This window comes from Pseudomonas sp. GW821-FHT07B01 (assembly GCF_059419065.1).
In genome coordinates this window covers 17,443-38,838 of sequence record NZ_JBWKRA010000018.1, presented here as the reverse complement: position 1 = coordinate 38,838, position 21,396 = coordinate 17,443, and the positions used below count along the sequence as shown (strand labels likewise).

The window sequence follows — 21,396 nt, the reverse complement described above, 5'->3', positions numbered from 1 at the left end:
GCGAAATTGTGAAGGGGTGAGGCTTCAAGCCAGTCGCCGGATCCAATGTGGGAGCTGGCTTGCCTGCGATAGCGGTGGGTCATTATGAGAAATGCTCGCTGACACTCCACCATCGCAGGCAAGCCAGCTCCCACAAGGATATTGCGGTGTCTGGCTTACCGGTTCTCAGTCTTCGTTGATCGGCAACACGTAGTTTTTGAATTCGGTGTCTTCGCGAAACCCAATCGACTCATAGGTCTTCTGCGCCACGTCGTTATCGCTGCTGGTCGATACCCGCAGCCGCACCGCGTGGGTGTCCTTGGCCATTTTCTTGGCCGTGCGCATCAGGTTGTCCGCCACCAGTTGCCGGCGTGCGTCCTCGGCCACATAGATGTCGTTGAGGATCCATACCCGCTTGAGAGACAGTGAGGAAAAACTCGGATACAGCTGGCAAAACCCCAGCAGCCGCTTGTCGTCATCGTCGGCCAGGGCCAGGTAGATCACCGACTCCTTGCGCCGCAGGCGCTTTTCCAGGAAGGCCCGTGACGAGTCCGGGAACGGCAAGGCCCCGTAGAACTCGCGGTATTTGACGAACAACGGGGTCAACAGGTCCAGGTGTTCCAGGGTCGCTTGAGTAATCCGCATGCCAGGCCTCAACTTCCAAATGGGGTATGACCACACGAGCGGCCGTGACTCGATGCTGCCTAATGACGCCAAAAAGCGCAATCGTGCCGCTAGCGGTCATCTGCCGGGCTGAGCAGGAAATTGCCTTTCATCAGGTCCGGGTCGTCGGATTCGAGGGTTTGAACCTGTGCCTCATCCTTGAGATTGACCCCCGACAACTGCCGGCGACACGCCTCTCGCATCAAGTACAGTAGGCGATGGGCCGCCATGCCATAACTCAAGCCCTCCAGCCGCACATTGGAGATGCAGTTGCGATAGGCATCGGTGAGGCCGACCTTGGGGTTGTAGGTGAAATACAGGCCCAGGCTGTCCGGCGAGCTGAGCCCCGGCCGTTCGCCGATCAGGATCACCACCATCTTGGCGCCCAGTAGCTGCCCGATTTCATCGGCTACCGCCACGCGGCCTTGCTCCACCAGGATCACCGGTGACAAGGACCAGCCTTCGGCGTGGGTCTGTTCTTCCAGGCGCGCCAGAAACGGCGCTGTATGTTTATGCACGGCCAGTGCCGACAGGCCATCGGCCACCACGATGGCCAAGTCCACACCACCGGGCTGGGCCAGGGCGTAGTCGCGCAGCGTTTGCGCCGACTCATCGCTCAGGCGTCGCCCAAGGTCCGGGCGTTGCAGGTAGATGTGCCGGTCCGTGGCGGCGCTGTGCAACAACAGGCTGTCTCGGCCACGTTCGGCCAGTTGGTGGCTGAGCCCGGCGTGATCGAAGGGCAGGTGCACCGCGTCCCGCGCCTGGGCGTGGGCAAACTGGAAGTCCAGTTGGGCGCTGGTGGGAAGGCTGGTGCCGGTGCGGCCCAGGGCAATACGCGCCGGGGTCAGCCGGCGCAGTTCCAGCCACGGGTTGTCAGGCAATTCTGGTTCCACAGTCGGCTCCTTCATCCCAATTGCGCCAAGGCGTGACGAAAGGCCGGTGGCAGGCTGTTGCCAAAGTGCACCTTGCCATCGGCCTGCGTGAAGATGCCCATTTTCGCCAGCCACTGCTCGAACTCCGGCGCCGGTTTTAAACCCAATGTTTGCCGGGCGTACAGAGCGTCGTGGAACGAGGTGGTCTGGTAGTTGAGCATGATGTCGTCGGAGCCGGGGATGCCCATGATGAAGTTGATGCCGGCCACACCGAGCAGGGTCAGCAGGGTGTCCATGTCGTCCTGGTCGGCTTCGGCGTGGTTGGTGTAGCAGATGTCGCAACCCATGGGCACGCCGAGCAGTTTGCCGCAGAAGTGGTCTTCCAGGCCGGCGCGGATAATCTGCTTGCCGTTGTAGAGGTACTCCGGGCCGATAAAGCCGACCACGGTGTTCACCAGAAACGGCTTGAAGTGCCGGGCCACGGCGTAGGCTCGGGTTTCACAGGTTTGCTGATCGACGCCAAAGTGCGCATTGGCCGACAAGGCGCTGCCCTGGCCGGTTTCGAAGTACATCAGGTTCTGGCCCAGGGTGCCGCGCTTGAGGCTCAAACCCGCGTCATAACCTTCCTGCAGCACGTTCAGGTTGATCCCGAAACTGGCATTGGCCGCTTCGGTACCGGCAATCGACTGAAACACCAGGTCCAGCGGTACGCCGCGGTTGATCGCTTCGATGGAGGTGGTGACGTGGGTGAGCACGCAGGCCTGGGTGGGGATTTCGTAGCGCTGGATGATCGCGTCCAGCATCTCGAGCATGGCGCAGATTGAGGCGATGCTGTCGGTGGCCGGGTTGATGCCGATCATGGCGTCGCCGTTGCCATATAGCAGGCCGTCGAGAATGCTCGCGGCGATGCCGGCCGGTTCGTCGGTGGGGTGGTTGGGCTGCAAGCGCGTGGACAAGCGCCCGCGCAGGCCAAGGGTGCCGCGAAACTGGGTGACCACGCGGATCTTCTGCGCCACCAGCACCAGGTCTTGCACGCGCATGATCTTGGACACGGCCGCGGCCATTTCCGGTGTCAGCCCTGGCGCCAATGCGCGTAGGGTATGTTCATCAGCCGCATCGCTGAGCAGCCAGTCGCGCAGGCCGCCGACGGTGAGGTGGCTGACCGCTGCAAACGCCTGTTTATCGTGGGTGTCGATGATCAGCCGGGTGACTTCATCGCTTTCATAAGGAATTAGTGCTTCTTGCAGGAAGTGCTTGAGCGGGATATTCGCCAGCGCCATCTGCGCCGCCACACGCTCACCGTCATTCTGGGCGGCGACACCGGCGAGGAAGTCCCCGGAGCGTGCGGGGCTGGCCTTGGCCATCACGTCCTTGAGGCTGTCGAAGCGGTAGGTTTGAGCACCCACCGCGTGGGAAAAACTTGCCATACAGTGTCTCCTTGATGACGCGGGCCTGCTGTGGGCAAGGCACCGCGTCGAGGTTTTCGGCAGTTAGTGCAGAGCGGCCTCTGCGGCCTGGATCGCCGCGAATTCCTCTTCCGGCGTGCCTGCTACCAAGTGATGCCGGCTGTAGAAAGCAAAGTAAGCAATTAATACTCCATAGATGATCGCCGCGCCAATCACCACGCGCGGGTCCACCAGAAAGCCCGCCACCACGGCCACGCAAGCCAGTACCAGTGCCACGCCTGAGGTGAAGATGCCCCCCGGCGTGCGGTATGGCCGCTCCATTTTAGGGCGACGGATGCGCAGGGTGATGTGGGCGGCCATCATCAATACGTAGGAAATGGTGGCGCCAAACACCGCCACCAGGATCAGCAAGTCACCCTGGCCGGTCAGCGACAGGCCAAAACCGATAATCCCGGGGATTACCAGTGCCAATACTGGCGCCTTGCTCTTGTTGGTCTCGGACAATTTGCGCGGCAGGTAGCCGGCACGGGACAAGGCAAAGATCTGCCGCGAATAGGCGTAGATAATCGAGAAAAAGCTCGCGATCAAACCGGCCAGGCCGACCAGGTTGACGAAGCTGCCCATCCAGGTGGAACCGCCGTAGGACAACGCCAAGGCTTCAACCAGCGGGTTGCCGGATTTGATCAGCGCGTAAGTCCCCGCACCGCCCGGCGCGATCACCAGGATCAACAGGGCAAAACTGGTCAGCACCACAATTGCGCCGATCAGCCCGCGCGGCAGGTCGCGCTTGGGGTTCTTGGTTTCTTCAGCGGCCAGCGGCACGCCTTCCACCGCCAGGAAAAACCAGATGGCATAAGGGATCGCGGCCCACACGCCGACGTAGCCGAACGGCAGTAAGCTGCTGGCGCCCTTGGCCTCGGTCACTGGTATATCGAGCAGGTTGGCGACGTTGAAGTGCGGCACCATCGACACCAGGAACACGCCCAGGGCAATCGCGGCGACGGCGGTGATCACGAACATCAGCTTCAAGGCTTCACCCACACCAAAGATGTGGATGCCAATAAAGATGATGTAGAACGCCAGGTAGATCATCCAGCCGCCAATGCCGAACAACGACTCGCAATAGGCGCCGATAAACACCGCGATGGCGGCGGGGGCGATGGCGTATTCGATAAGGATGGCAGTACCGGTGAGGAACCCGCCCCAAGGGCCGAATGCGCTGCGGGCAAAACCGTAGCCACCGCCAGCAGTGGGGATCATGGACGACAGCTCGGCCAGGGAAAAGCACATGCACAGGTACATGGTGGCCATCAGCAAAGTGGCGAGGAACATGCCGCCCCAGCCGCCTTGGGCCAGGCCGAAGTTCCAGCCGGCGTAATCGCCGGAAATAACATAGGCGACGCCAAGGCCAACCAGTAGTACCCAGCCGGCGGCGCCTTTTTTCAGTTCGCGTTGTTCAAAATAATCGGTGCCGACTTTTTCGAAGTCGACAGAAGAACCAGTGGGTTCGCTAGGCATGGGAAGTACCTTTGATTGTTATTGTTTTTAACTCGGCATCTGTGTGCCGAACGAGGTAGCAATTACTGGCGAAGTTCAAGTGTAGGAGTAGGCAAGCCAGCTCCCACACTTGATTGCATTTCAAGTTGGGAGCGGGTTGCTTGTTATGAGGCTAAGTTAGAAAAAGCCCAACGGATTAATGTCGTAGCTCACCAGCAAGTTCTTGGTCTGCTGGTAGTGATCCAACATCATCTTGTGGGTTTCACGGCCCACGCCAGACTTCTTGTAACCACCAAACGCGGCATGCGCCGGGTACAGGTGGTAGCAGTTGGTCCACACGCGGCCGGCTTTGATCGCCCGGCCCATGCGGTAGGCGCGGTTGATGTCGCGGGTCCACAGGCCGGCGCCCAGGCCGAACTCGGTGTCGTTGGCAATCGCCAGGGCTTCGGCTTCATCCTTGAAAGTGGTGATGCTCACCACCGGGCCGAAGATTTCTTCCTGGAACACGCGCATGTCGTTGGTGCCCTTGAGCAGGGTCGGCTGGATGTAATAGCCGGTGGCCAGGTCGCCCGTGAGCTTCTCGACCTTGCCGCCGGTGAGCAATTGCGCGCCTTCGCCCTTGGCGATTTCCAGGTAGGACAGGATCTTGTCGAACTGCTGCTCGGACGCTTGGGCGCCGACCATGGTGTCGGTGTCCAGCGGGTCACCACGCTTGATCGACTCGACCTTCTTCATCACCACTTTCATGAAGTCGTCGTAGATCGACTCTTCCACCAGAGCGCGGGAAGGGCAGGTGCACACTTCGCCCTGGTTGAAGAACGCCAGCACCAGGCCTTCGGCGGCTTTTTCGATAAATGCAGGTTCCGCTTTCATGATGTCGGCGAAGAAGATGTTCGGCGACTTGCCGCCCAGCTCGACCGTGGACGGAATGATGTTCTCGGCCGCGGCATGCATGATGTGCGAGCCCACAGGCGTTGAACCGGTAAAGGCGATCTTGGCGATGCGCTTGCTGGTGGCAAGGGCTTCGCCAGCTTCCTTGCCGAAACCGTGCACCACGTTCAGCACGCCCGGTGGCAGCAAGTCGCCGATCAGCTCCATCAGCACGCTGATGCCCAGCGGCGTTTGCTCGGCTGGCTTGAGCACCACGCAGTTACCGGCGGCCAGGGCCGGTGCGAGTTTCCACGCGGCCATCAGCAGTGGGAAGTTCCACGGGATGATCTGACCAACCACACCCAGCGGTTCGTGGAAGTGGTAGGCGGCGGTGAGTTCGTTGATTTCCGCGCTGCTGCCTTCCTGGGCGCGGATGCAGCCAGCGAAGTAGCGGAAGTGGTCGGCGGCCAGAGGAATGTCGGCGTTGAGGGTTTCGCGCACGGCCTTGCCGTTGTCCCAGGTTTCGGTGATGGCCAGCAGTTCGAGGTTTTGCTCGATGCGATCGGCGATTTTCAGCAGTACCAGCGAGCGGTCCTGGGCGCTGGTTTTGCCCCAGGCGTCCGCGGCTGCGTGGGCGGCGTCCAGTGCTTTGTCGATGTCTTTGGCGGTAGAGCGCGGGAAGTCGGCGATGGGCTTGCCGTTGACCGGCGAGGTGTTGGAGAAGTAGTTGCCATCGACCGGCGCCACGAATTCGCCGCCGATGTAGTTGCCGTATTTGGCCTTGAACGAAACGATGGCGCCTTCGGTACCGGGGTGTGCATAACGCATGGTGGGCATCTCCTGCTTTTATGTTTATCGGAGTACAGCGCTGCGAGCGCGTTATAAAGCGTAGAGCAAAGGTCGGGCCATCGCCGTGCGGGCCAGCAGAATCAAGAGGTTGGGCTTTGTTGCAAGGCTTTGCCGTGACGGGGGTGATACAGGCAAGGTGACAGTTTGTGCCATAAACGATACAGCCTGTGACCGGTGGGTCGGGCCGGGATTGCAATGGTCGGATGGCTGGGGGATGCTGGGCGTTCTCACGCAGGGAGAATAATAAGAACATGCATAACGATCATTTCAGTCGCCATGCCCAACAAGTCTTGACCGTCACCCGTGGCCAAGAGCTTTCCCAAGGGCCTGGCAGCGACCCGTCCATCGCCCGTTCCTGGCTGCGCTGCGTGGAGGATTACCACCTCGACCCGGCGCTGACCATCGCGCCCACCGTGCTCGAGCACGGGCGCCTGCTGGAAAGTCGCGAACGCCTGCGCCAAGTGCTGCACATCGCCGGCAGCGAAATGAACAGCCTGCACCAGCAACTCTCCGGCGCGGGTCATGCGGTGCTGCTCACCGATGCGCGTGGGGTGATCCTCAACTGTGTCACCGCGCCGTCCGAGCGCAAGATATTCGAGCGCGCCGGCTTATGGCTGGGCGCAGACTGGAGCGAAGCCTGCGAAGGCACCAACGGCATCGGCACCTGCCTGGTGGAGCGGCAGTCGTTGACGATCCACCGTGACGAGCATTTTCGCGGCCGTCATACCGGGCTGACCTGTTCGGCCAGCCCGGTGTTCGACCCTCATGGTGAATTGCTGGCGGTGCTGGATGTGTCCTCGGCCCGCGAAGCCGTGTCGCGCCAGAGCCAGTTCCACACCATGGCGCTGGTGAACCTGTCGGCCAAGATGATCGAAAGTTGCTACTTCCTGCGCCACTTCGAACACCACTGGCTGCTGCGTTTTCACCTACAGGCCGAGTCGGTCGGGTTATTCAGCGAAGGCTTGCTGGCGTTCGATGGTGAAGGGCGCATTTGTGCGGTCAACCAGAGCGCTCTGAACCTGTTGGGGCAGCTGCGCGGCGGCTTGGTGGGCCAGCCGGTGGAGGCATTTTTCGACTGCTCCCTGGATCAGTTGCTGGGGCGGGCCAGCGCGAATGCCACGGCCAGTTGGCCGCTGCGCACCCGCGACGGTCGGCCTCTGTTTGCAGCGCTGCGAGGCCAGCCGCGCAGTGTGCCGGTACCCATCATCAAGCCGCAGGCGCCACGGCCTTTGGGTATCTGCGTGGGCGACCCGGCGTTGCAAAATGAGCTACGCAAGGCCTCGCGAGTGTTCGAGCGCGACGTGCCCTTGCTGATCAACGGCGAAACCGGCTGCGGTAAAGAAGCTTTCGCCAAGGCCGTGCATCAGGGCAGCCAGCGGGGCGATAAGGCCTTTGTTGCGCTGAACTGTGCGGCGATTCCAGAAAACCTGATCGAGAGCGAATTGTTTGGCTATCGCGCCGGCAGTTTCACCGGCGCCCTTAAAGAAGGCATGCGCGGCAAGCTGCAACAGGCCGACGGCGGCACGCTGTTTCTCGACGAAATCGGCGACATGCCCCTGGCGTTGCAAACCCGCCTGTTACGGGTACTGGAGGACCGCCTGGTGGTGCCTATCGGCGGCGAACCTCAAGCGGTGAACGTGCGCATCATCAGCGCCACGCACCGTAATTTGCTGGAGCGCGTGGCCGATGGCAGCTTTCGCGAAGACCTGTATTACCGCTTGAACGGCTTGGAAGTGGCCCTGCCGCCGTTGCGCGAACGCAGTGACAAGTCGCAACTGTTGGACTTCCTCCTGGCCCAGGAAGGGGGCCCCGAGCAAGTGATGCTGGACGAACCTGCGCGCCAGGCCTTGTTAGCATTCCAATGGCCCGGCAACCTGCGGCAGTTGCGTACAGTGTTGCGCACGGTAGTGGCGCTCTGTGAGGGCGGGCGAGTCGGTCTTGAAGACTTGCCGGCCCTGATTCGCCAAGCGCAGCCGCAAGGGGCGAGGGTGGATGCGCCGTGCGCCTCGCCGCTGGAGAACGCCGAGCGCCAGGCATTGCTCAACGCGTTGGCGCAGCAGCGCTGGCATATGAGCCATGTGGCTGAACAGTTGGGGGTCAGTCGCAATACGCTGTACCGCAAGTTACGCAAGCATGGCATTTCACGGGGCGCCATGCAGTAAGTGGCGCTGTCGGAGTAACCTGGTTATTGCGAACTGCTCGTTTTTTGCCTCACGCGCTACCTTGAAAGGCGCTGAGCTTAAAAACGCCGGCAGCACGGTTTAAGAGCTCCCTTGTGCCGGATCCTACCGGCGAGCGTTTCGTGCTCAGCTAAAGCGTGCGAACTTTCCCACCCTACGCTAACCTGCCTCGATGTTTACGAGGTCGACTATGCACATTCATATTCTGGGTATCTGCGGTACGTTCATGGGTTCGATGGCGGTTCTGGCCAAAGAGCTGGGCCATCACGTAACAGGCTCCGATGCCAATGTTTATCCACCCATGAGCACGCAGCTACAGGCGCAAGGGATTGAGCTGATCCAAGGTTACGACCCTTCGCAATTCGACCCGGTGCCGGACCTGGTCGTCATCGGCAACGCCATGTCTCGCGGCAACCCGGCGGTGGAATACGTACTGAACAAAGGCTTGCCTTACGTCTCCGGCCCCCAGTGGCTGGCGGACCATGTGCTGCAGGGTCGTTGGGTCCTGGCAGTGGCGGGCACTCACGGCAAGACCACCACCAGCAGCATGCTGGCCTGGGTGCTGGAGCATGCAGGCATGAGCCCGGGTTTCCTGATTGGCGGTGTGCCGCAGAACTTCTCGGTATCGGCGCGCCTTGGGGAGACGCCGTTTTTTGTGATCGAGGCCGATGAATACGACAGCGCCTTTTTCGACAAGCGCTCCAAGTTCGTCCATTACCGCCCACGCACAGCGATCCTGAACAACCTTGAGTTCGATCACGCGGATATCTTCCCTGATCTGCCGGCGATTGAGCGCCAGTTCCACCACTTGGTGCGCACTATCCCAAGTGAGGGCCTTGTCATTCATCCCACCACCGAGCCTGCGTTGCAGCGTGTGATCGACATGGGCTGCTGGACCCCGGTGCAAACCACCGGCGCGGACGGGCAGTGGCAGGCGAGGTTGCTCAGCGAAGACGGTTCGCGGTTTGAAGTGCTGTTCGAAGGCCAGCCCCAAGGCATCGTCGATTGGGGCATGACCGGCCAACACAACGTGGCCAACGCTTTGGTGAGCCTGGCTGCCGCTCGGCATGTTGGCGTGGTACCAGCCATGGGCATTGCCGCCTTGAGCGCGTTCAAGAGTGTGAAGCGGCGCATGGAGAAAGTCGCTGAAGTAAATGGAATTACCATCTACGACGACTTTGCCCACCACCCGACCGCAATTGCCACCACCCTGGATGGCCTGCGCAAGCGCGTCGGCGATGCGCAGATCATTGCCATCGTCGAGCCGCGTTCCAACTCCATGAAGCTGGGCGCGCACCGTGATGGCCTGCCCGAGAGCGTCAACGATGCCGACCAGGTGGTGTGGTATGCGCCGGCCAACCTCGGCTGGGATTTGCCCGCGATTGCTGCGCTATGCACCGTGCCCTCCACAGTCTGCGTTTCGTTGGAAGACATCATTGAGCATGTGAAATCCTTGGCCCAGCCCGGCACCCACGTGGTGGTCATGAGCAACGGCGGCTTTGGCGGCCTGCACGGCAAGCTGGCCGAGGCACTGAAATGAGCGGGCCGGAACGCATCACCCTGGCGATGACCGGCGCATCCGGTGCGCCCTATGGCCTGCGCCTGCTCGACTGCCTGGTGCGTGAAGACCGTGAGGTGCATTTTCTGATCTCCAAGGCGGCGCAATTGGTGCTGGCGACTGAGACCGATGTCGCGCTGCCTTCCAAGGTGCAGATGATGCAGGCATTCCTCACCGAGTACACCGGCGCAGCTGCGGGGCAGATCAAGGTCTACGGCAAAGAAGACTGGATGTCGCCGGTAGCCTCAGGCTCCGGTGCGCCAGCGGCGATGGTGGTGGTGCCGTGTTCCACCGGCACCTTGTCGGCGATTGCCACGGGCGCCTGCAACAACCTGATCGAACGGGCGGCGGACGTGACCTTAAAGGAGCGCCGCCAATTGATCCTGGTGCCGCGCGAAGCGCCGTATTCGAGCATTCACCTGGAGCACATGCTCAAGTTGTCGAACATGGGCGTGACCATCCTGCCCGCGTCGCCAGGCTTCTATCACCAGCCACAGACCATCGATGACCTGGTGGACTTTGTGGTGGCGCGCATTCTCAACCTGTTGAACATTCCCCAGGACATGCTGCCACGTTGGGGCGAGCACCATCTGGGCGGCGATGAATAAAGCACTGCTGCTGTTGATGGCGCTGCAACTCACCGGCTGTGCCACCGCGCGTACGCTGGATGCCGCGCAACCGGGCGCCCCGGTGGTGTATGCCGGCGCACGCCTGGATCTGTACGCGATCAATGGCGGCTGCTGCGCCAAGGACCGCTTTGGTGCCGAGGCCCCGAGCTATCCCCATCTCGACCTGCCGGCCAGCGCGTTGCTCGATACTTTATTGTTGCCACTGTCGGTGTTGACGGTGCTGGGGGTTGGCTTCAACGCCACGGGCGGACTGTAAGATAAGGGCTACCTGGGTGGATCGTTCCCACGCTCCGCGTGGGAATGCAGTCGGGGACGCTCCGCGTCCCAAGCATGACGCGGAGCGTCATAACCGGCGTTACCACGCAGAGCGTGGGAACGATCAGTACAAGCCCTGCATCATTACTTGCCGAGCTTGCGCAACTCGTCCGATTCCACCACCCGCACGCCATCCTGTTCTTCCAGCGCCAGGCGCCACATGGCGCGGGCCAGTTCGCAGACTTCAATACCGTGGTACTTGCCCGGGATAAGCCGTGACAGCGGGCCGGCCAACTGTTCGGCCAGGCGCGGTTCCAGTCGCTCACCCAGCAGCAGCGAGGGACGTACGATGGTCAACTGCGGCCAGTCTTGCGCTCGGAGCGCCAGTTCCATTTCCCCTTTGACCCGGTTGTAGAACACCGAGGATTTCGGGTCGGCGCCAATCGCACTGATCACGATCAGATGCCGCGCGCCCAGTTCCCGTGCGCGTTTGGCGAAGGCCACTACCATGTCCAGGTCGACCGCACGGAACGCCGGTTCCGAGCCGGCCTTTTTGATCGTGGTGCCCAGGCAGCAGAAGGCAATATCCACGCGGCCGCTCAGTTGCGGCAGGAACACCGCCGGGTCGCCCACCGGGTTTTCCAGGCGTGGATGTTCAGCCAATGGTTTGCGGCTGGGTGCCAGCACGCGGGTCACGGTGGGTTCGTTGAGCAGGCGGTCTAGCAGGTGTTCGCCAGTGAGGCCGGAGGCCCCGGCCAGCAAGATATGCTGCGGTGTCAGGTACATGGTGTTTCCCCCTTGTTACACGTTACAGCTTAGTTGCCTTTGGCTTCCTTGCTATTCATTGAGACGCTTTCGAGCGCCTTTCGTGCCTGCTGTTTACGTAATAATTGCCAATGGGCGATCACGCCCTTAGGCGCCCAGATCTGCGGTTCGGAGGCTTCGAAATTGTCCGCCTGTTCGCGTTCGGCCACGTGCAGTTGTGCCAGTTTGAAGGCGTGTTGCAAATCATCCGTTTGGTTGAAAGCCTGTGCGAAAAGCGCATCGCCGAAGTAGGTGAAGTCTGCTTCTTCCGAGCAGCCGAACGACACGCGGTCCGCGCGGGAGGCGGTCATGATCAGGGTGCGCTCATCTTTGAGCGCCGGTATGAAACCGCCGGAATAACATGCGGAGATCACGATGACCTTGTCGCGGTTTCTCAGCGGTGCGAGCACGGCGGCCAGCTCGTCGGCGGGCAGGTCGGCCAGTTCCATGCGCGGTTGGTCGAGCACCAGCTCATGCTCATGGGTGCCATGACTGGTCATGTAAATGAACACCAGGTCTTCCGGCCCGGTCCGTTCGGCCAGGGTTTGCACCGAGCGGCGCAGGCTTTCACGGGTGGCCAGGGGGCGGTCGGCGATATGGTCGCGGTGGTTGACCAGGCGCACCTGCCCGCGCGCGCCGAAGCGGGTGGCGAGCAGGTTGCTGACGTAGTCGGCCTCGCGCAGGAATACGCTTTGTTTGCCGTCGCCGGCCAGCACCAAGGTGTATAGCTCCACGGCCGGAGTGGACGCGGGCACTGTCGCCAGGGCGTCATCAAGCAAGCGGCCTTGGGCCAGTATGCCGGTCTCCAGTGGGTCGGGCAGCAGCTTGCCCTCGGCGTCGCGTACGCGCAGGCCATTGACCCAGGTGCCGGACTGCACGGTGCCGTCGGTGAGGACCAGGGTGCCACGGCCTTGATAGTTGTCACTGTCGAAGCCTCCGATATAGAAACTGCCATCGGTGAGGTTCAGACGCCCTTCGCCGGTAAAGCGCCAGTCACTGAACTGGCCGACATAGTGGCTGCCATCGACCCCGATCAATTCGCCTTTGCCGGTCAGCGCGCCTTCCTTGAACTGGCCGATCCACACATCGCCGTCGGCGTTCTCGTAGCGACCTTTGCCATTGAGCTGGTTCTGTTTGAACTGGCCGACATAGATATCGCCTTCGGCGCTATTGAAAGTGCCATTGCCTTCCAGTTGACCATCGACAAAGCGGCCGCTGAACTGGTTGCCGCTGTCGTCATTGCGCTGGCCTTCGCCATTGGGCTTGCCGTGGGCGAACTGCCCCTGGTACTGACTGCCGTCGGCCAGTTCCAGGCGGCCGAGGCCTGAGTACTGGTCGTCCTGGAATTCGCCGCGATAAGTCATCTGCCCTTCTTTGAGGGTGCCTTCGCCGTTGCGTCGGCCGTTCTTGAAACCGCCCACGTAGCTGCTGCCCGAGGTGGTCAGGCTACCCTGGCCATCAAACAGGCCCTGCTTGAATTCACCTTTATAGACTTCGCCATTGCTGCCATGCCATTCGCCCTGGCCGTGCCACTGGCCTTTGTCGAACTGGCCGGCGTACCAACTGCCATTGGGGTAATCCACACGGCCTTGGCCTTGCAGCAAGCCGTTGACCACATCGCCACGGTAGCGGCCGCCATCGGGCAGGCGCGCATCGGGCGGCAACAGCGATTCGCCGTCTCCGCAAGCGGTGAGCAACAGGGCAAGGGCAAGGGGAGCGAGTGGGCGCATAGCGGGATCCGGATAATTGAGCGCCGAGTATGCCGTAGCCGGGGTGCCGAACCTAGTGGTCTATGCGCAGGATCCATCACCTGTAGGAGCGGGCTTGCCCGCGAAAAACTCACAGGCGCCGCATTTGTTCAGCAAGCACGCGTTATCGCTGACGACCTTCGCGAGCAAGCTCGCTCCTACAGTGGGGGTGTGGCGATCATACGAAGCAGAGTGACAGCGACTCGGCAATATAGGCCGGCTTCTCCTGACCTTCGATTTCCAGGGTGGCGGTGGCCTTGAACAGCCATTGGCCCGGTTTTTTCTCGGTGACGTCAGTGAGGGTGACGTTCAGCCGCACCTTGGAGTTTACTTTCACCGGCTGGATAAAGCGCACGCTGTCCAGGCCGTAGTTGACGGCCATTTTCAAGCCTTCGGGCATGATCAGGATGTCTTCCATCAGCTTGGGCATCAGCGACAGTGACAGGAACCCGTGGGCGATGGTGCTGCCGAACGGGGTTTGCGCCGCCTTGACCGGGTCGACGTGGATGAACTGATGATCGCCGGTGGCTTCCGCGAACAGGTTGATACGCGCCTGGTCGATGGTGAGCCATTCGGAACGTCCCAGTTCCTTGCCGACGTAATCTTTGAGCTGCACTACGGGTACATAGGGCATTGCGTCTCTCCTTGGTTCATCACTTATGTGCCCGTTGATAAGGGGCGTTTTTATGGGTTACAGAGAACCAATGTAGATCATCATGGGCAATCAGCCTGGTCAACCCAACATGCTTTTGGCGAATGCCGGAGCATAGGGCGGGCATGCTTATAATGCGCGCGAGTTTTGAGGGGGGAGAGCGGGATGCTGTTACGTGGCCTGACCTGGCTGGTGCTGTTTCAACTGATCGGCACCGCGATCAATCATTTGCTGGTGCCGGTACTGCCGGGGCCGATCATCGGCTTGTTGCTGATGCTGGGCTTTCTGGTCTGGCGCGGTGAAGTCGGCGAGCCCCTGAGCCTGGCGGCCGGCAGCCTGTTGCGTTACCTGCCGCTGCTGCTGGTGCCGCCGGCGGTGGGAGTGATGGTGTATGCCAAGGACATCGTGGCGGATTTCTGGGCCATCGTCGGGGCGTTGGTGTTGTCGCTGGTGATCGCCATGGGCTTTGTCGGTGTGCTGATGCAGCAGATGGTCAAGCGCAAGGAGAAGGACCAATGATCCTCGACTGGCAGGGCGCTTGGACGGCGGTCATTCATCACCCGCTGTTCGGTATCGGTATCACCCTGGGCGCCTATCAACTGGTGCTGGCGGGGTTCGAGAAAACCCGCTGGATCTTCCTGCAGCCGGTGCTGGTGTCGATGCTGCTGGTGATCGGCGTGCTGCTCACCTGCGGGCTGAGCTACGCCGAATACCGCAAGAGCACCGAGATCATGGGCATCCTGCTGGGGCCTGCGACCGTGGCCCTGGCGGTGCCGCTTTATCTGAACCTGCGACGGATTCGCCAATTGTTCTGGCCGATTTTTACTACGCTGGTGGTAGGCGGGGTATTGGCCACCGGCCTTTGTGTGGCGTTGGGATGGTGGTTCGGGGCCGAGCACAGGGTGCTGATGACCATGGCACCCAAGTCGGTCACCTCGCCGATTGCCATGCTGGTGGCCGAGCAGATCGGCGGCGTGGCGGCCTTGGCGGCGGTGTTCGTGTTGATCACTGGGGTGGTCGGCGCGATGATCGGTCCAGCGCTCTTGTCGCGCCTGGGTGTACGCAGCCCTGAAGCGCGCGGCATGGCCCTGGGCATGACCGCCCACGCCGTCGGCACTTCGGTAGCCCTGCAGGAAAGCGAAGAATGCGGCGCCTTCGCGGCGCTGGCCATGAGTTTGATGGGCGTGGCCACGGCAGTGTTCCTGCCGTTGGCGGTGTCGGTCATTGTTTAACCCAGGTTTTAAGGAAACCGTTATGAGTCTGGCGCTATTCCCCCTCAACACTGTGCTGTTCCCGGGCTGCACCCTCGACTTGCAGATATTTGAGGCGCGCTACCTGGACATGATCGGCCGTTGCATGAAAAAGGGCGAAGGCTTTGGTGTGGTGTGCATCCTGGATGGCCCAGAGGTAGGCACGGCCCCTGACGGCTATGCGCTTGTCGGTTGTGAAGCGCTGATTCGTGACTTCAAGCAGCAGGACAACGGCCTGCTGGGCATTCGCGTCGAAGGTGGCCGTCGATTCCGCGTGCGTGAGGCCGGCGTGCAGAAAGACCAGTTGCTGGTGGCTGATGTGCAATGGCTGCAAGAATTGCCGGACCAGCCGTTGGGCGAAGAGGACGCCGACTTGCTGGCGTTGCTTGAGGCCCTGGCCGAGCACCCGATGGTGGCCTCGCTGGACATGGGCGGCCAGGCCGAAGGCCAGCAAGCCCTGAGCAATCAGTTGGCCTATCTGCTTCCATTTAACGAGGCCGACAAGATCGACTTGCTGCAACTGGACGACCCAGGGCAACGCCTGGATGCGATCCAGCTGTTGCTCGATGAATTGCAGGGCGAGCTGTTCACCTGAGGTTCGGATTTGCCTGACAGAGCTTTCAGACTTTGCTCGGTCGCCTCCACTGCGCCGCCTGCACTATTTTCCGATCGCACAACAATGATCGGAGATAACCATGATTCGGCTGACACCCTCGGAACAAGTCGCGTGGGATGCTTATTTTGTCAGCGTGACCACGCAATTACTCCAGCAGGAAGCCACGCGGGGCGCGGAGTACATCGCCGAGCGCGCCGCCGAAATGGCCGATGAGATGCTGCTGGAGCGCCGCGAGCGTTGCGTTGAACGGCGCAACGCCTCCGTGGACTGGATCGGCCCGGCCAAGGGTCAATAGGCGTACCTGAGCAGGGCGTGGGGTGTGCCGGTAAAGGCGATGAAACCGAGCACGGCCACCACGGCGGGCAGCACCAGCCACCAGGCTTTTTGCGACATGGCTGGCAATGGGCTGCGGTGCTCGATTGCCGTCAGGCTGAACGCACACACGGTCATTGCCAGCAAGGTACCGGCCAGGATGTCCGTGGGCCAATGGGCACCCAGGTACACCCGCGACAAGGCAATGAACGCTGCGGGAATGCAGCCCAGCAGCATCCAGGTCAGGCGCAGCCGCGTGGGTTGGCCGCGACCGGCCAATACCGCGAGCGCCAGGAAGAAGGCAAAAGCACCGGAGGCATGGCCGCTGGGCATGCTGAAGCTGGTCAGCGGGTCGGTGAGGATTTCCGGGCGGCCACGGGCGAAAAACAGCTTGGTACCGGTGTTGATCACTGCCGCGCCAGCGAGGGTGGCGCCGACAAACACCGCGTGGCGCCACTGCCGTGCCAACAGCAACAGGCCAGTGAACACCGCGCTGGCGAAGAACATCTTCTTGAACTCACCCAGTTGGGTGACCCGTACCATCACTTCGTCCAGCCACGGGCTGCGATGCTCTTGCACCAGGGCGCTCAGGCCCTGGTCGAAGTCATTGAGGTGGGGATAGCCGATAAACAACGCGATCAACAACACCAGGCTGGCGCAACCGATCCACAAGGTGGCGCGCCGATGCCCGCGCCAACTGCTGTTCAAACTCAGCCCCAGCAGCACCGCCAGGCACGCCGCGATAATCGCCGCTTCCGGCCAGAAGCCTTCCGGCAACGGCAGGCGGAACGCGGCGCCGGCAGCCCAGCCCGGCAGCAGATAGGCCACGGTCCAACCCGCTGCGGCAATGATGCTCACAGCGGCAAAGCGCGGGAAGGGCATGTCGCACATGCCGGCGACCATGGGCAGCATGGGACGCAATGGGCCGATGAAGCGCCCGACCAACAGGCTGGCGATTCCGTACTTGTGGAAGTAGGTTTCTGCGCCGTTCATCCATTCAGGATGCTGGCGCAGGCCGGGCAGGCGCCGGATGTTCTGATGGAAATGGCGGCCCAGGTAATAGGAAACGCCGTCGCCCAATAAGCCGCCGAGGAAGCCCAGCAGCAGGGTTTCACTCAACGACAGCGCACCGCTGCCAGCCAACGCGGCGATTGCAAACAGCAATACCGTGCCTGGCACGATCAACCCGGCAATCGCCAGGCACTCCACACACGCGACGATAAACACCGCCGCTGCCAGCCATTGTGGGTTGAGGGTCAACCAGCCGGTGATGCTATCGAGCCATTGGCCCATACAATCCACTCCATGCATACAAACAGAATTTGAGACGGTGAAATTCAACTGTGGGAGCTGGCTTGCCGGCGATGGCTGCGGCATGGCCAGGATGGAAGTTGCCTGACATACCGCTATCGCAGGCAAGCCAGCTCCCACATGGGATGTGTCGCGCGTTAAATCAAAAAATAATCCCGGCCTTCGACCTGCCCCCGACGCAGCGGGTTCCGCGTGCAATAAGGCGCATAGCCAGCATCGACGAAACGGTACATCAAGTGCTCATCGCGCCCAGTGGGAATGCCCAGGCGCGTAGTCTGGATAATCTGCGTGGGCACCTGGCCCACGTCTTCGACATACAGCAGTTCCTGATCGAAGCGCTTGGCATCCCACATCGGCACTTTCAGGCCCAGTGCCTTGCACAGCAGCGTCTGGCCTGCACACAGCTTCTGCGAGGGGCGTGGGCTGCCATCGGGGTTGGGGTTGTTCAACAGCATCTGCGCCAGGCTCGCCGCGCCGGAAATGTCGTCGACCCAGGGATAGGCCGATTTGATCAGCACGGCATTGCCCGGGCCGTGAGCGCTGAAGTTCAACGAATCACCGCCACGGGCGTAGTACATGTAGATATGGCCACCATCCAGAAACAAAGCCTTACGCTTTTCTGTGTAGCCGAGTGAGGCGTGGCTGCCTTTTTCGGCCACGTAATAGGCTTCGGTTTCAATAATTCGCGCCGAAAGCCAGAGATCGCCCACACGATGACGAATGACTTTTCCGAGTAATTCGCGCGCAAGCAGTTGCGCATCGCGGTCGAAGAAGCTATCGGGCAGGGGGCTGGCGGGAAGTTGGGGCGAAAAATCGGGCATGGCGGTCAAGGGTTGATACGGCTAAATGTGACCGAATCATAACAACTCTCAGCTTAATTACGCCTGAACCTGGGGTTTTTACAGTTCATTTCGACCATCCGCCCCTCACCGCTGTCAGTCGGGCGGCGTCACAGCTATAATCTGCCGCTTTCCTCTTTGCCAAGACTCCCTGACCATGACTGAGTCCGTTCTTGACTACATGACCCGCCTGGGTCGCGCTGCCCGGCAGGCCTCGCGGTTGATCGCCCGTGCGAGCACCGCGCAGAAGAACCGTGCGCTGCTGGCGGCTGCGGATGCTCTGGATGCTTCGCGCTCCGAGCTGACCGCCGCCAACGAGCTGGACCTGGCCAATGGGCGCGCTAACGGCCTGGAGCCAGCCCTGCTGGACCGCCTGGCGCTGACCCCGGCACGTATCGACGACATGATCGAAGGCCTGCGTCAGGTGGCCAAGCTGCCTGACCCCATCGGTGAAATTCGCGACATGCGCTACCTGCCGTCCGGCATCCAGGTGGGCAAGATGCGCGTGCCCCTGGGCGTGATCGGCATCATCTATGAGTCGCGTCCGAACGTGACCATCGACGCCGCGAGCCTGTGCCTCAAGTCTGGCAACGCCACTATCCTGCGTGGCGGTTCCGAAGCGATCAATTCCAACCGCGCCATCGCCGCCTGCATCCAGCAGGGCCTGGCCGTGGCCGAGTTGCCGGCTGAAGTGGTGCAAGTGGTGGAAACCACCGACCGTGCTGCCGTGGGCGCGCTGATCACCATGCCGGAGTTCGTCGACGTGATCGTGCCGCGGGGTGGCAAGAGCCTGATCGAGCGCGTCAGCCGCGATGCCAAGGTGCCAGTTATCAAGCACCTGGACGGCGTCTGCCATGTGTTCATCGACATCGCCGCCGACCTCGACAAGGCGATTCGCATTGCCGACAACGCCAAGACCCACCGCTACGCGCCGTGCAACACCATGGAAACCCTGCTGGTGCACGCTGGCATTGCCGAGCGTGTGCTGCCGCCGCTGGCGGCCATCTACCGTGACAAGTCGGTAGAGCTGCGCGGTTGCGAGCGCACCCGTGCGCTGCTGGGCGCGGACGTCATCGAGGCGACCGAGCAGGACTGGTACACCGAGTACACGGCCCCGATCCTGTCGATCCGCATCGTCGACGACCTGGACCAGGCCATCGAACACATCAATACCTATGGCTCCAAGCACACCGACGCCATCGTTTCCGAGCATTTCAGCGATGCCCGGCGTTTCCTCAACGAAGTGGATTCCGCTTCGGTGATGGTCAACGCCTCGACGCGCTTTGCCGACGGCTTCGAGTACGGCCTGGGGGCTGAGATCGGTATTTCCACCGACAAGCTCCACGCACGCGGCCCGGTGGGCCTCGAAGGGCTGACCAGTGAGAAGTACGTGGTGTTTGGCGACGGTCATGTGCGCACTTGATGACTAAACGCATCGGGCTGCTCGGCGGTACTTTCGACCCCGTGCACATCGGCCATTTGCGCAGTGCCCTGGAAGTTGCGGATGCCCTTGCGCTGGATGAGCTGCGCCTGCTGCCCAATTTTCGGCCGCCCCATCGCGACACGCCGCAGGTGGCCGCAGAACAACGCCTGGAAATGGTGCGTGTTGCCGTAGAAGGTATATCGCCGCTGGTGGTGGACGATCGCGAACTCAAGCGCGATAAACCGTCCTACACTATCGACACCCTGGAGCTCATGCGCGCCGAATTGGCCGCAGATGACCCACTGTTTCTGCTTTTGGGCTGGGACGCATTTTGCGGCCTGCCCTCTTGGCACCGCTGGGAGGAACTCCTCCAGCATTGCCACATCCTGGTTTTGCAACGCCCGGATGCCGACAGCGAACCGCCGGATGCCTTGCGCAACCTGCTGGCCGCGCGGTCGGTAAGTGACCCCTTGGCCCTGACCGGGCCGAACGGGAATATTGCATTCGTCTGGCAGACCCCGCTTGCGGTGTCCGCCACCCAGATCCGTCAACTGCTGGCCAGCGGGAAGTCGGTACGTTTCCTGGTGCCTGACGCGGTCCTGGCCTACATCGATGCGCACGGGCTTTACCGTGCGTCGAACTGAAAAGGCGCGCTTGAACGCACGAACCGTGCAGCAAGCGCCCGAACATACGAGCAAAACGAGTTTTATATGACGAACAAAGACGTAAGCAAAGTTAAGCGCAAAGGCACCTTCAAAAGCGCGCCGCTGCCGGTTGAAGCCCATGTCGGCCCGGAACTGGCTGGCGAAGAGCTGGTGAAAGTCGCCGTGGCTGCCCTGGAAGACGTTAAAGCCCAGGACATCCAGGTGCTTGACGTGCGCGACAAGCAGAGCATCACCGACTTCATGATCATCGCCACCGGTACCTCCAACCGCCAGATCGGCGCGATGCTGGACAAGGTTCGCGAAGCCGTCAAAGCCCAGGGCGTCAAGCCACTGGGTGAAGAAGGCAAAGGCGACAGCGACTGGGTGTTGCTGGACATGGACGATGTGATCGTTCACATGATGACCTCCAACGCTCGCCAGTTCTACGACCTGGAACGTCTGTGGAAAGGCGCCGAGCAGAGCCGTGCCGCCGATGGCAAGCATCACAGCCCGGAAGTGGGCCACGCGCACTTCGACAAGCTCAACAAAGACCAGGAATAAGGAACGGCTGTGCGCCTGCGTCTGATCGCTGTCGGTTCACGCATGCCCAAGTGGGTGGAAGAAGGCTGGCACGAATATGCCAAGCGTCTGCCCGCTGAGCTGTCGCTTGAGCTGGTGGAAATACCGCTCAATACCCGGGGCAAGAACGCCGACGTGGCGCGCTTTATCCGTCAGGAAGGCGAAGCCATGCTGGCCAAGGTCGGCCCCAATGAGCGCATCGTCACCCTTGAAGTGCACGGCAAGCCCTGGAGCACCGAGCAACTGGCGGTGGAGCTGGATCGCTGGCGCCTGGATTCGCGCACGGTCAATTTCATGGTCGGCGGCCCGGAAGGGCTGGCGCCGGAAGTCTGTGCGCGGGCCGATCAGCGCTGGTCGCTGTCGGCGCTGACGTTGCCGCACCCGTTGGTAAGGATTCTGATCGGTGAACAGCTGTATCGCGCCTGGACAGTTCTGTCCGGGCACCCTTACCACAAATAGT

22 protein-coding genes are annotated in these 21,396 nt (G+C 61.5%); 12 read left to right on the top strand and 10 right to left on the bottom strand.

The genetic code is table 11. The features are described from left to right. Positions 1-165 precede the first annotated feature (165 nt). From AC07S6_RS19360 to exaC, 5 genes are all read right to left on the bottom strand, one after another. On the bottom strand, positions 166-624 hold the full coding sequence (locus AC07S6_RS19360; RefSeq protein WP_014720105.1) for a GNAT family N-acetyltransferase: 459 nt from the start codon (positions 622-624) through the stop codon (positions 166-168). 89 nt (positions 625-713) lie between these two features. Next, positions 714-1,550 (bottom strand): ethanolamine ammonia-lyase subunit EutC, encoded by an 837-nt coding sequence (gene eutC, locus AC07S6_RS19355; protein WP_495112809.1) that lies wholly within the window; start codon positions 1,548-1,550, stop codon positions 714-716. After that, the gene (locus AC07S6_RS19350) at positions 1,547-2,941 is read right to left on the bottom strand and encodes an ethanolamine ammonia-lyase subunit EutB (protein ID WP_054896914.1); all 1,395 of its coding nucleotides are present in this window, start codon (positions 2,939-2,941) and stop codon (positions 1,547-1,549) included. The genes eutC and AC07S6_RS19350 overlap by 4 nt, the downstream gene beginning before the upstream one ends. A 63-nt stretch (positions 2,942-3,004) precedes the next feature. Next, the gene (eat, locus tag AC07S6_RS19345; protein ID WP_495112808.1) at positions 3,005-4,438 is read right to left on the bottom strand and encodes an ethanolamine permease; all 1,434 of its coding nucleotides are present in this window, start codon (positions 4,436-4,438) and stop codon (positions 3,005-3,007) included. Positions 4,439-4,594: 156 nt separating this feature from the next. Next, complete coding sequence (gene exaC / locus AC07S6_RS19340) at positions 4,595-6,115, bottom strand: acetaldehyde dehydrogenase ExaC (RefSeq protein WP_005791797.1); 1,521 nt, start codon at positions 6,113-6,115, stop codon at positions 4,595-4,597. Between the two features lie 272 nt (positions 6,116-6,387). Between exaC and AC07S6_RS19335 the strand changes: the two genes are divergently transcribed. The 4 genes from AC07S6_RS19335 (at position 6,388) to AC07S6_RS19320 (ending at position 10,759) form a co-directional block, all read left to right on the top strand. Beyond that, positions 6,388-8,298, top strand: a complete 1,911-nt coding sequence (locus AC07S6_RS19335) for a sigma-54-dependent Fis family transcriptional regulator (protein ID WP_495112807.1) — start codon at positions 6,388-6,390, stop codon at positions 8,296-8,298. Between the two features lie 208 nt (positions 8,299-8,506). Beyond that, entirely contained in the window at positions 8,507-9,856 is a 1,350-nt protein-coding gene (mpl, locus tag AC07S6_RS19330) for a UDP-N-acetylmuramate:L-alanyl-gamma-D-glutamyl-meso-diaminopimelate ligase (protein ID WP_252950802.1), read from the top strand. Then, positions 9,853-10,482, top strand: a complete 630-nt coding sequence (gene ubiX / locus AC07S6_RS19325) for a flavin prenyltransferase UbiX (RefSeq protein WP_032895136.1) — start codon at positions 9,853-9,855, stop codon at positions 10,480-10,482. The genes mpl and ubiX overlap by 4 nt, the downstream gene beginning before the upstream one ends. Continuing rightward, positions 10,475-10,759 (top strand): YceK/YidQ family lipoprotein, encoded by a 285-nt coding sequence (locus AC07S6_RS19320; protein ID WP_495112806.1) that lies wholly within the window; start codon positions 10,475-10,477, stop codon positions 10,757-10,759. Before ubiX ends, AC07S6_RS19320 begins: the two co-directional genes overlap by 8 nt. A gap of 143 nt (positions 10,760-10,902) precedes the next feature. On the opposite strand, the gene AC07S6_RS19315 is transcribed toward AC07S6_RS19320, so the two are convergent. The 3 genes from AC07S6_RS19315 to AC07S6_RS19305 form a co-directional block, all read right to left on the bottom strand. Continuing rightward, positions 10,903-11,544 carry an oxidoreductase gene (locus tag AC07S6_RS19315; protein WP_495112805.1) on the bottom strand — a complete coding sequence of 214 codons (642 nt, stop codon included), beginning with the start codon at positions 11,542-11,544 and terminating at the stop codon, positions 10,903-10,905. A gap of 29 nt (positions 11,545-11,573) precedes the next feature. Beyond that, positions 11,574-13,292, bottom strand: coding sequence for a C13 family peptidase (locus tag AC07S6_RS19310; protein ID WP_096144079.1), 1,719 nt, complete (start codon positions 13,290-13,292; stop codon positions 11,574-11,576). A 196-nt stretch (positions 13,293-13,488) separates the two neighbouring features. After that, positions 13,489-13,944: a MaoC family dehydratase gene (locus AC07S6_RS19305; protein WP_197880379.1), complete on the bottom strand. Its 456-nt coding sequence runs from the start codon at positions 13,942-13,944 to the stop codon at positions 13,489-13,491. Between the two features lie 183 nt (positions 13,945-14,127). Between AC07S6_RS19305 and AC07S6_RS19300 the strand changes: the two genes are divergently transcribed. The 4 genes from AC07S6_RS19300 (at position 14,128) to AC07S6_RS19285 (ending at position 16,123) form a co-directional block, all read left to right on the top strand. After that, positions 14,128-14,481, top strand: coding sequence for a CidA/LrgA family protein (locus tag AC07S6_RS19300; RefSeq protein ID WP_003194494.1), 354 nt, complete (start codon positions 14,128-14,130; stop codon positions 14,479-14,481). Continuing rightward, positions 14,478-15,194, top strand: coding sequence for an LrgB family protein (locus AC07S6_RS19295; protein WP_034126899.1), 717 nt, complete (start codon positions 14,478-14,480; stop codon positions 15,192-15,194). The genes AC07S6_RS19300 and AC07S6_RS19295 overlap by 4 nt, the downstream gene beginning before the upstream one ends. Positions 15,195-15,216: 22 nt before the next feature. Then, positions 15,217-15,807 (top strand): LON peptidase substrate-binding domain-containing protein, encoded by a 591-nt coding sequence (locus AC07S6_RS19290; protein ID WP_495112804.1) that lies wholly within the window; start codon positions 15,217-15,219, stop codon positions 15,805-15,807. A gap of 100 nt (positions 15,808-15,907) precedes the next feature. Continuing rightward, complete coding sequence (locus AC07S6_RS19285) at positions 15,908-16,123, top strand: hypothetical protein (RefSeq protein WP_490613938.1); 216 nt, start codon at positions 15,908-15,910, stop codon at positions 16,121-16,123. Here the strand turns inward: AC07S6_RS19285 and AC07S6_RS19280 are convergent. Beyond that, positions 16,117-17,433, bottom strand: a complete 1,317-nt coding sequence (locus tag AC07S6_RS19280; protein WP_495112803.1) for a bifunctional DedA family/phosphatase PAP2 family protein — start codon at positions 17,431-17,433, stop codon at positions 16,117-16,119. The two genes, AC07S6_RS19285 and AC07S6_RS19280, sit on opposite strands and share 7 nt — an antisense overlap. Positions 17,434-17,588: 155 nt before the next feature. After that, the gene (locus tag AC07S6_RS19275; RefSeq protein ID WP_495112802.1) at positions 17,589-18,272 is read right to left on the bottom strand and encodes a DNA-3-methyladenine glycosylase; all 684 of its coding nucleotides are present in this window, start codon (positions 18,270-18,272) and stop codon (positions 17,589-17,591) included. Between the two features lie 175 nt (positions 18,273-18,447). Here AC07S6_RS19275 and AC07S6_RS19270 point away from each other — a divergent pair, with 175 nt between their 5' ends. From AC07S6_RS19270 to rlmH, 4 genes are all read left to right on the top strand, one after another. Further along, positions 18,448-19,713, top strand: coding sequence for a glutamate-5-semialdehyde dehydrogenase (locus AC07S6_RS19270; RefSeq protein ID WP_034126904.1), 1,266 nt, complete (start codon positions 18,448-18,450; stop codon positions 19,711-19,713). Next, positions 19,713-20,357 (top strand): nicotinate-nucleotide adenylyltransferase, encoded by a 645-nt coding sequence (nadD, locus tag AC07S6_RS19265; RefSeq protein ID WP_003194480.1) that lies wholly within the window; start codon positions 19,713-19,715, stop codon positions 20,355-20,357. Before AC07S6_RS19270 ends, nadD begins: the two co-directional genes overlap by 1 nt. Before the next feature lie 66 nt (positions 20,358-20,423). After that, a complete protein-coding gene (gene rsfS, locus AC07S6_RS19260; protein WP_003176298.1) occupies positions 20,424-20,918 on the top strand; it encodes a ribosome silencing factor in 495 nt (164 codons plus the stop codon). 9 nt (positions 20,919-20,927) lie between these two features. After that, a complete protein-coding gene (gene rlmH / locus AC07S6_RS19255; protein ID WP_003176297.1) occupies positions 20,928-21,395 on the top strand; it encodes a 23S rRNA (pseudouridine(1915)-N(3))-methyltransferase RlmH in 468 nt (155 codons plus the stop codon). The last annotated feature ends 1 nt before the right edge of the window (position 21,396 follow it).

Excerpts from the sequence above, each read along its gene's own strand:
- rsfS (WP_003176298.1), top strand. The coding sequence starts at position 20,424 with ATGACGAACAAAGACGTAAGCAAAGTTAAGCGCAAAGGCACCTTCAAA.
- AC07S6_RS19315 (WP_495112805.1), bottom strand. The coding sequence starts at position 11,544 with ATGTACCTGACACCGCAGCATATCTTGCTGGCCGGGGCCTCCGGCCTC.
- eat (WP_495112808.1), bottom strand. The coding sequence starts at position 4,438 with ATGCCTAGCGAACCCACTGGTTCTTCTGTCGACTTCGAAAAAGTCGGC.
- eutC (WP_495112809.1), bottom strand. The coding sequence starts at position 1,550 with ATGAAGGAGCCGACTGTGGAACCAGAATTGCCTGACAACCCGTGGCTG.
- AC07S6_RS19350 (WP_054896914.1), bottom strand. The coding sequence starts at position 2,941 with ATGGCAAGTTTTTCCCACGCGGTGGGTGCTCAAACCTACCGCTTCGAC.
- AC07S6_RS19310 (WP_096144079.1), bottom strand. The coding sequence starts at position 13,292 with ATGCGCCCACTCGCTCCCCTTGCCCTTGCCCTGTTGCTCACCGCTTGC.
- nadD (WP_003194480.1), top strand. The coding sequence starts at position 19,713 with ATGACTAAACGCATCGGGCTGCTCGGCGGTACTTTCGACCCCGTGCAC.
- ubiX (WP_032895136.1), top strand. The coding sequence starts at position 9,853 with ATGAGCGGGCCGGAACGCATCACCCTGGCGATGACCGGCGCATCCGGT.
- AC07S6_RS19305 (WP_197880379.1), bottom strand. The coding sequence starts at position 13,944 with ATGCCCTATGTACCCGTAGTGCAGCTCAAAGATTACGTCGGCAAGGAA.
- AC07S6_RS19335 (WP_495112807.1), top strand. The coding sequence starts at position 6,388 with ATGCATAACGATCATTTCAGTCGCCATGCCCAACAAGTCTTGACCGTC.
- AC07S6_RS19285 (WP_490613938.1), top strand. The coding sequence starts at position 15,908 with ATGATTCGGCTGACACCCTCGGAACAAGTCGCGTGGGATGCTTATTTT.
- AC07S6_RS19270 (WP_034126904.1), top strand. The coding sequence starts at position 18,448 with ATGACTGAGTCCGTTCTTGACTACATGACCCGCCTGGGTCGCGCTGCC.
- AC07S6_RS19300 (WP_003194494.1), top strand. The coding sequence starts at position 14,128 with ATGCTGTTACGTGGCCTGACCTGGCTGGTGCTGTTTCAACTGATCGGC.
- AC07S6_RS19280 (WP_495112803.1), bottom strand. The coding sequence starts at position 17,433 with ATGGGCCAATGGCTCGATAGCATCACCGGCTGGTTGACCCTCAACCCA.
- AC07S6_RS19275 (WP_495112802.1), bottom strand. The coding sequence starts at position 18,272 with ATGCCCGATTTTTCGCCCCAACTTCCCGCCAGCCCCCTGCCCGATAGC.
- AC07S6_RS19360 (WP_014720105.1), bottom strand. The coding sequence starts at position 624 with ATGCGGATTACTCAAGCGACCCTGGAACACCTGGACCTGTTGACCCCG.
- mpl (WP_252950802.1), top strand. The coding sequence starts at position 8,507 with ATGCACATTCATATTCTGGGTATCTGCGGTACGTTCATGGGTTCGATG.
- AC07S6_RS19290 (WP_495112804.1), top strand. The coding sequence starts at position 15,217 with ATGAGTCTGGCGCTATTCCCCCTCAACACTGTGCTGTTCCCGGGCTGC.
- exaC (WP_005791797.1), bottom strand. The coding sequence starts at position 6,115 with ATGCGTTATGCACACCCCGGTACCGAAGGCGCCATCGTTTCGTTCAAG.
- AC07S6_RS19320 (WP_495112806.1), top strand. The coding sequence starts at position 10,475 with ATGAATAAAGCACTGCTGCTGTTGATGGCGCTGCAACTCACCGGCTGT.
- AC07S6_RS19295 (WP_034126899.1), top strand. The coding sequence starts at position 14,478 with ATGATCCTCGACTGGCAGGGCGCTTGGACGGCGGTCATTCATCACCCG.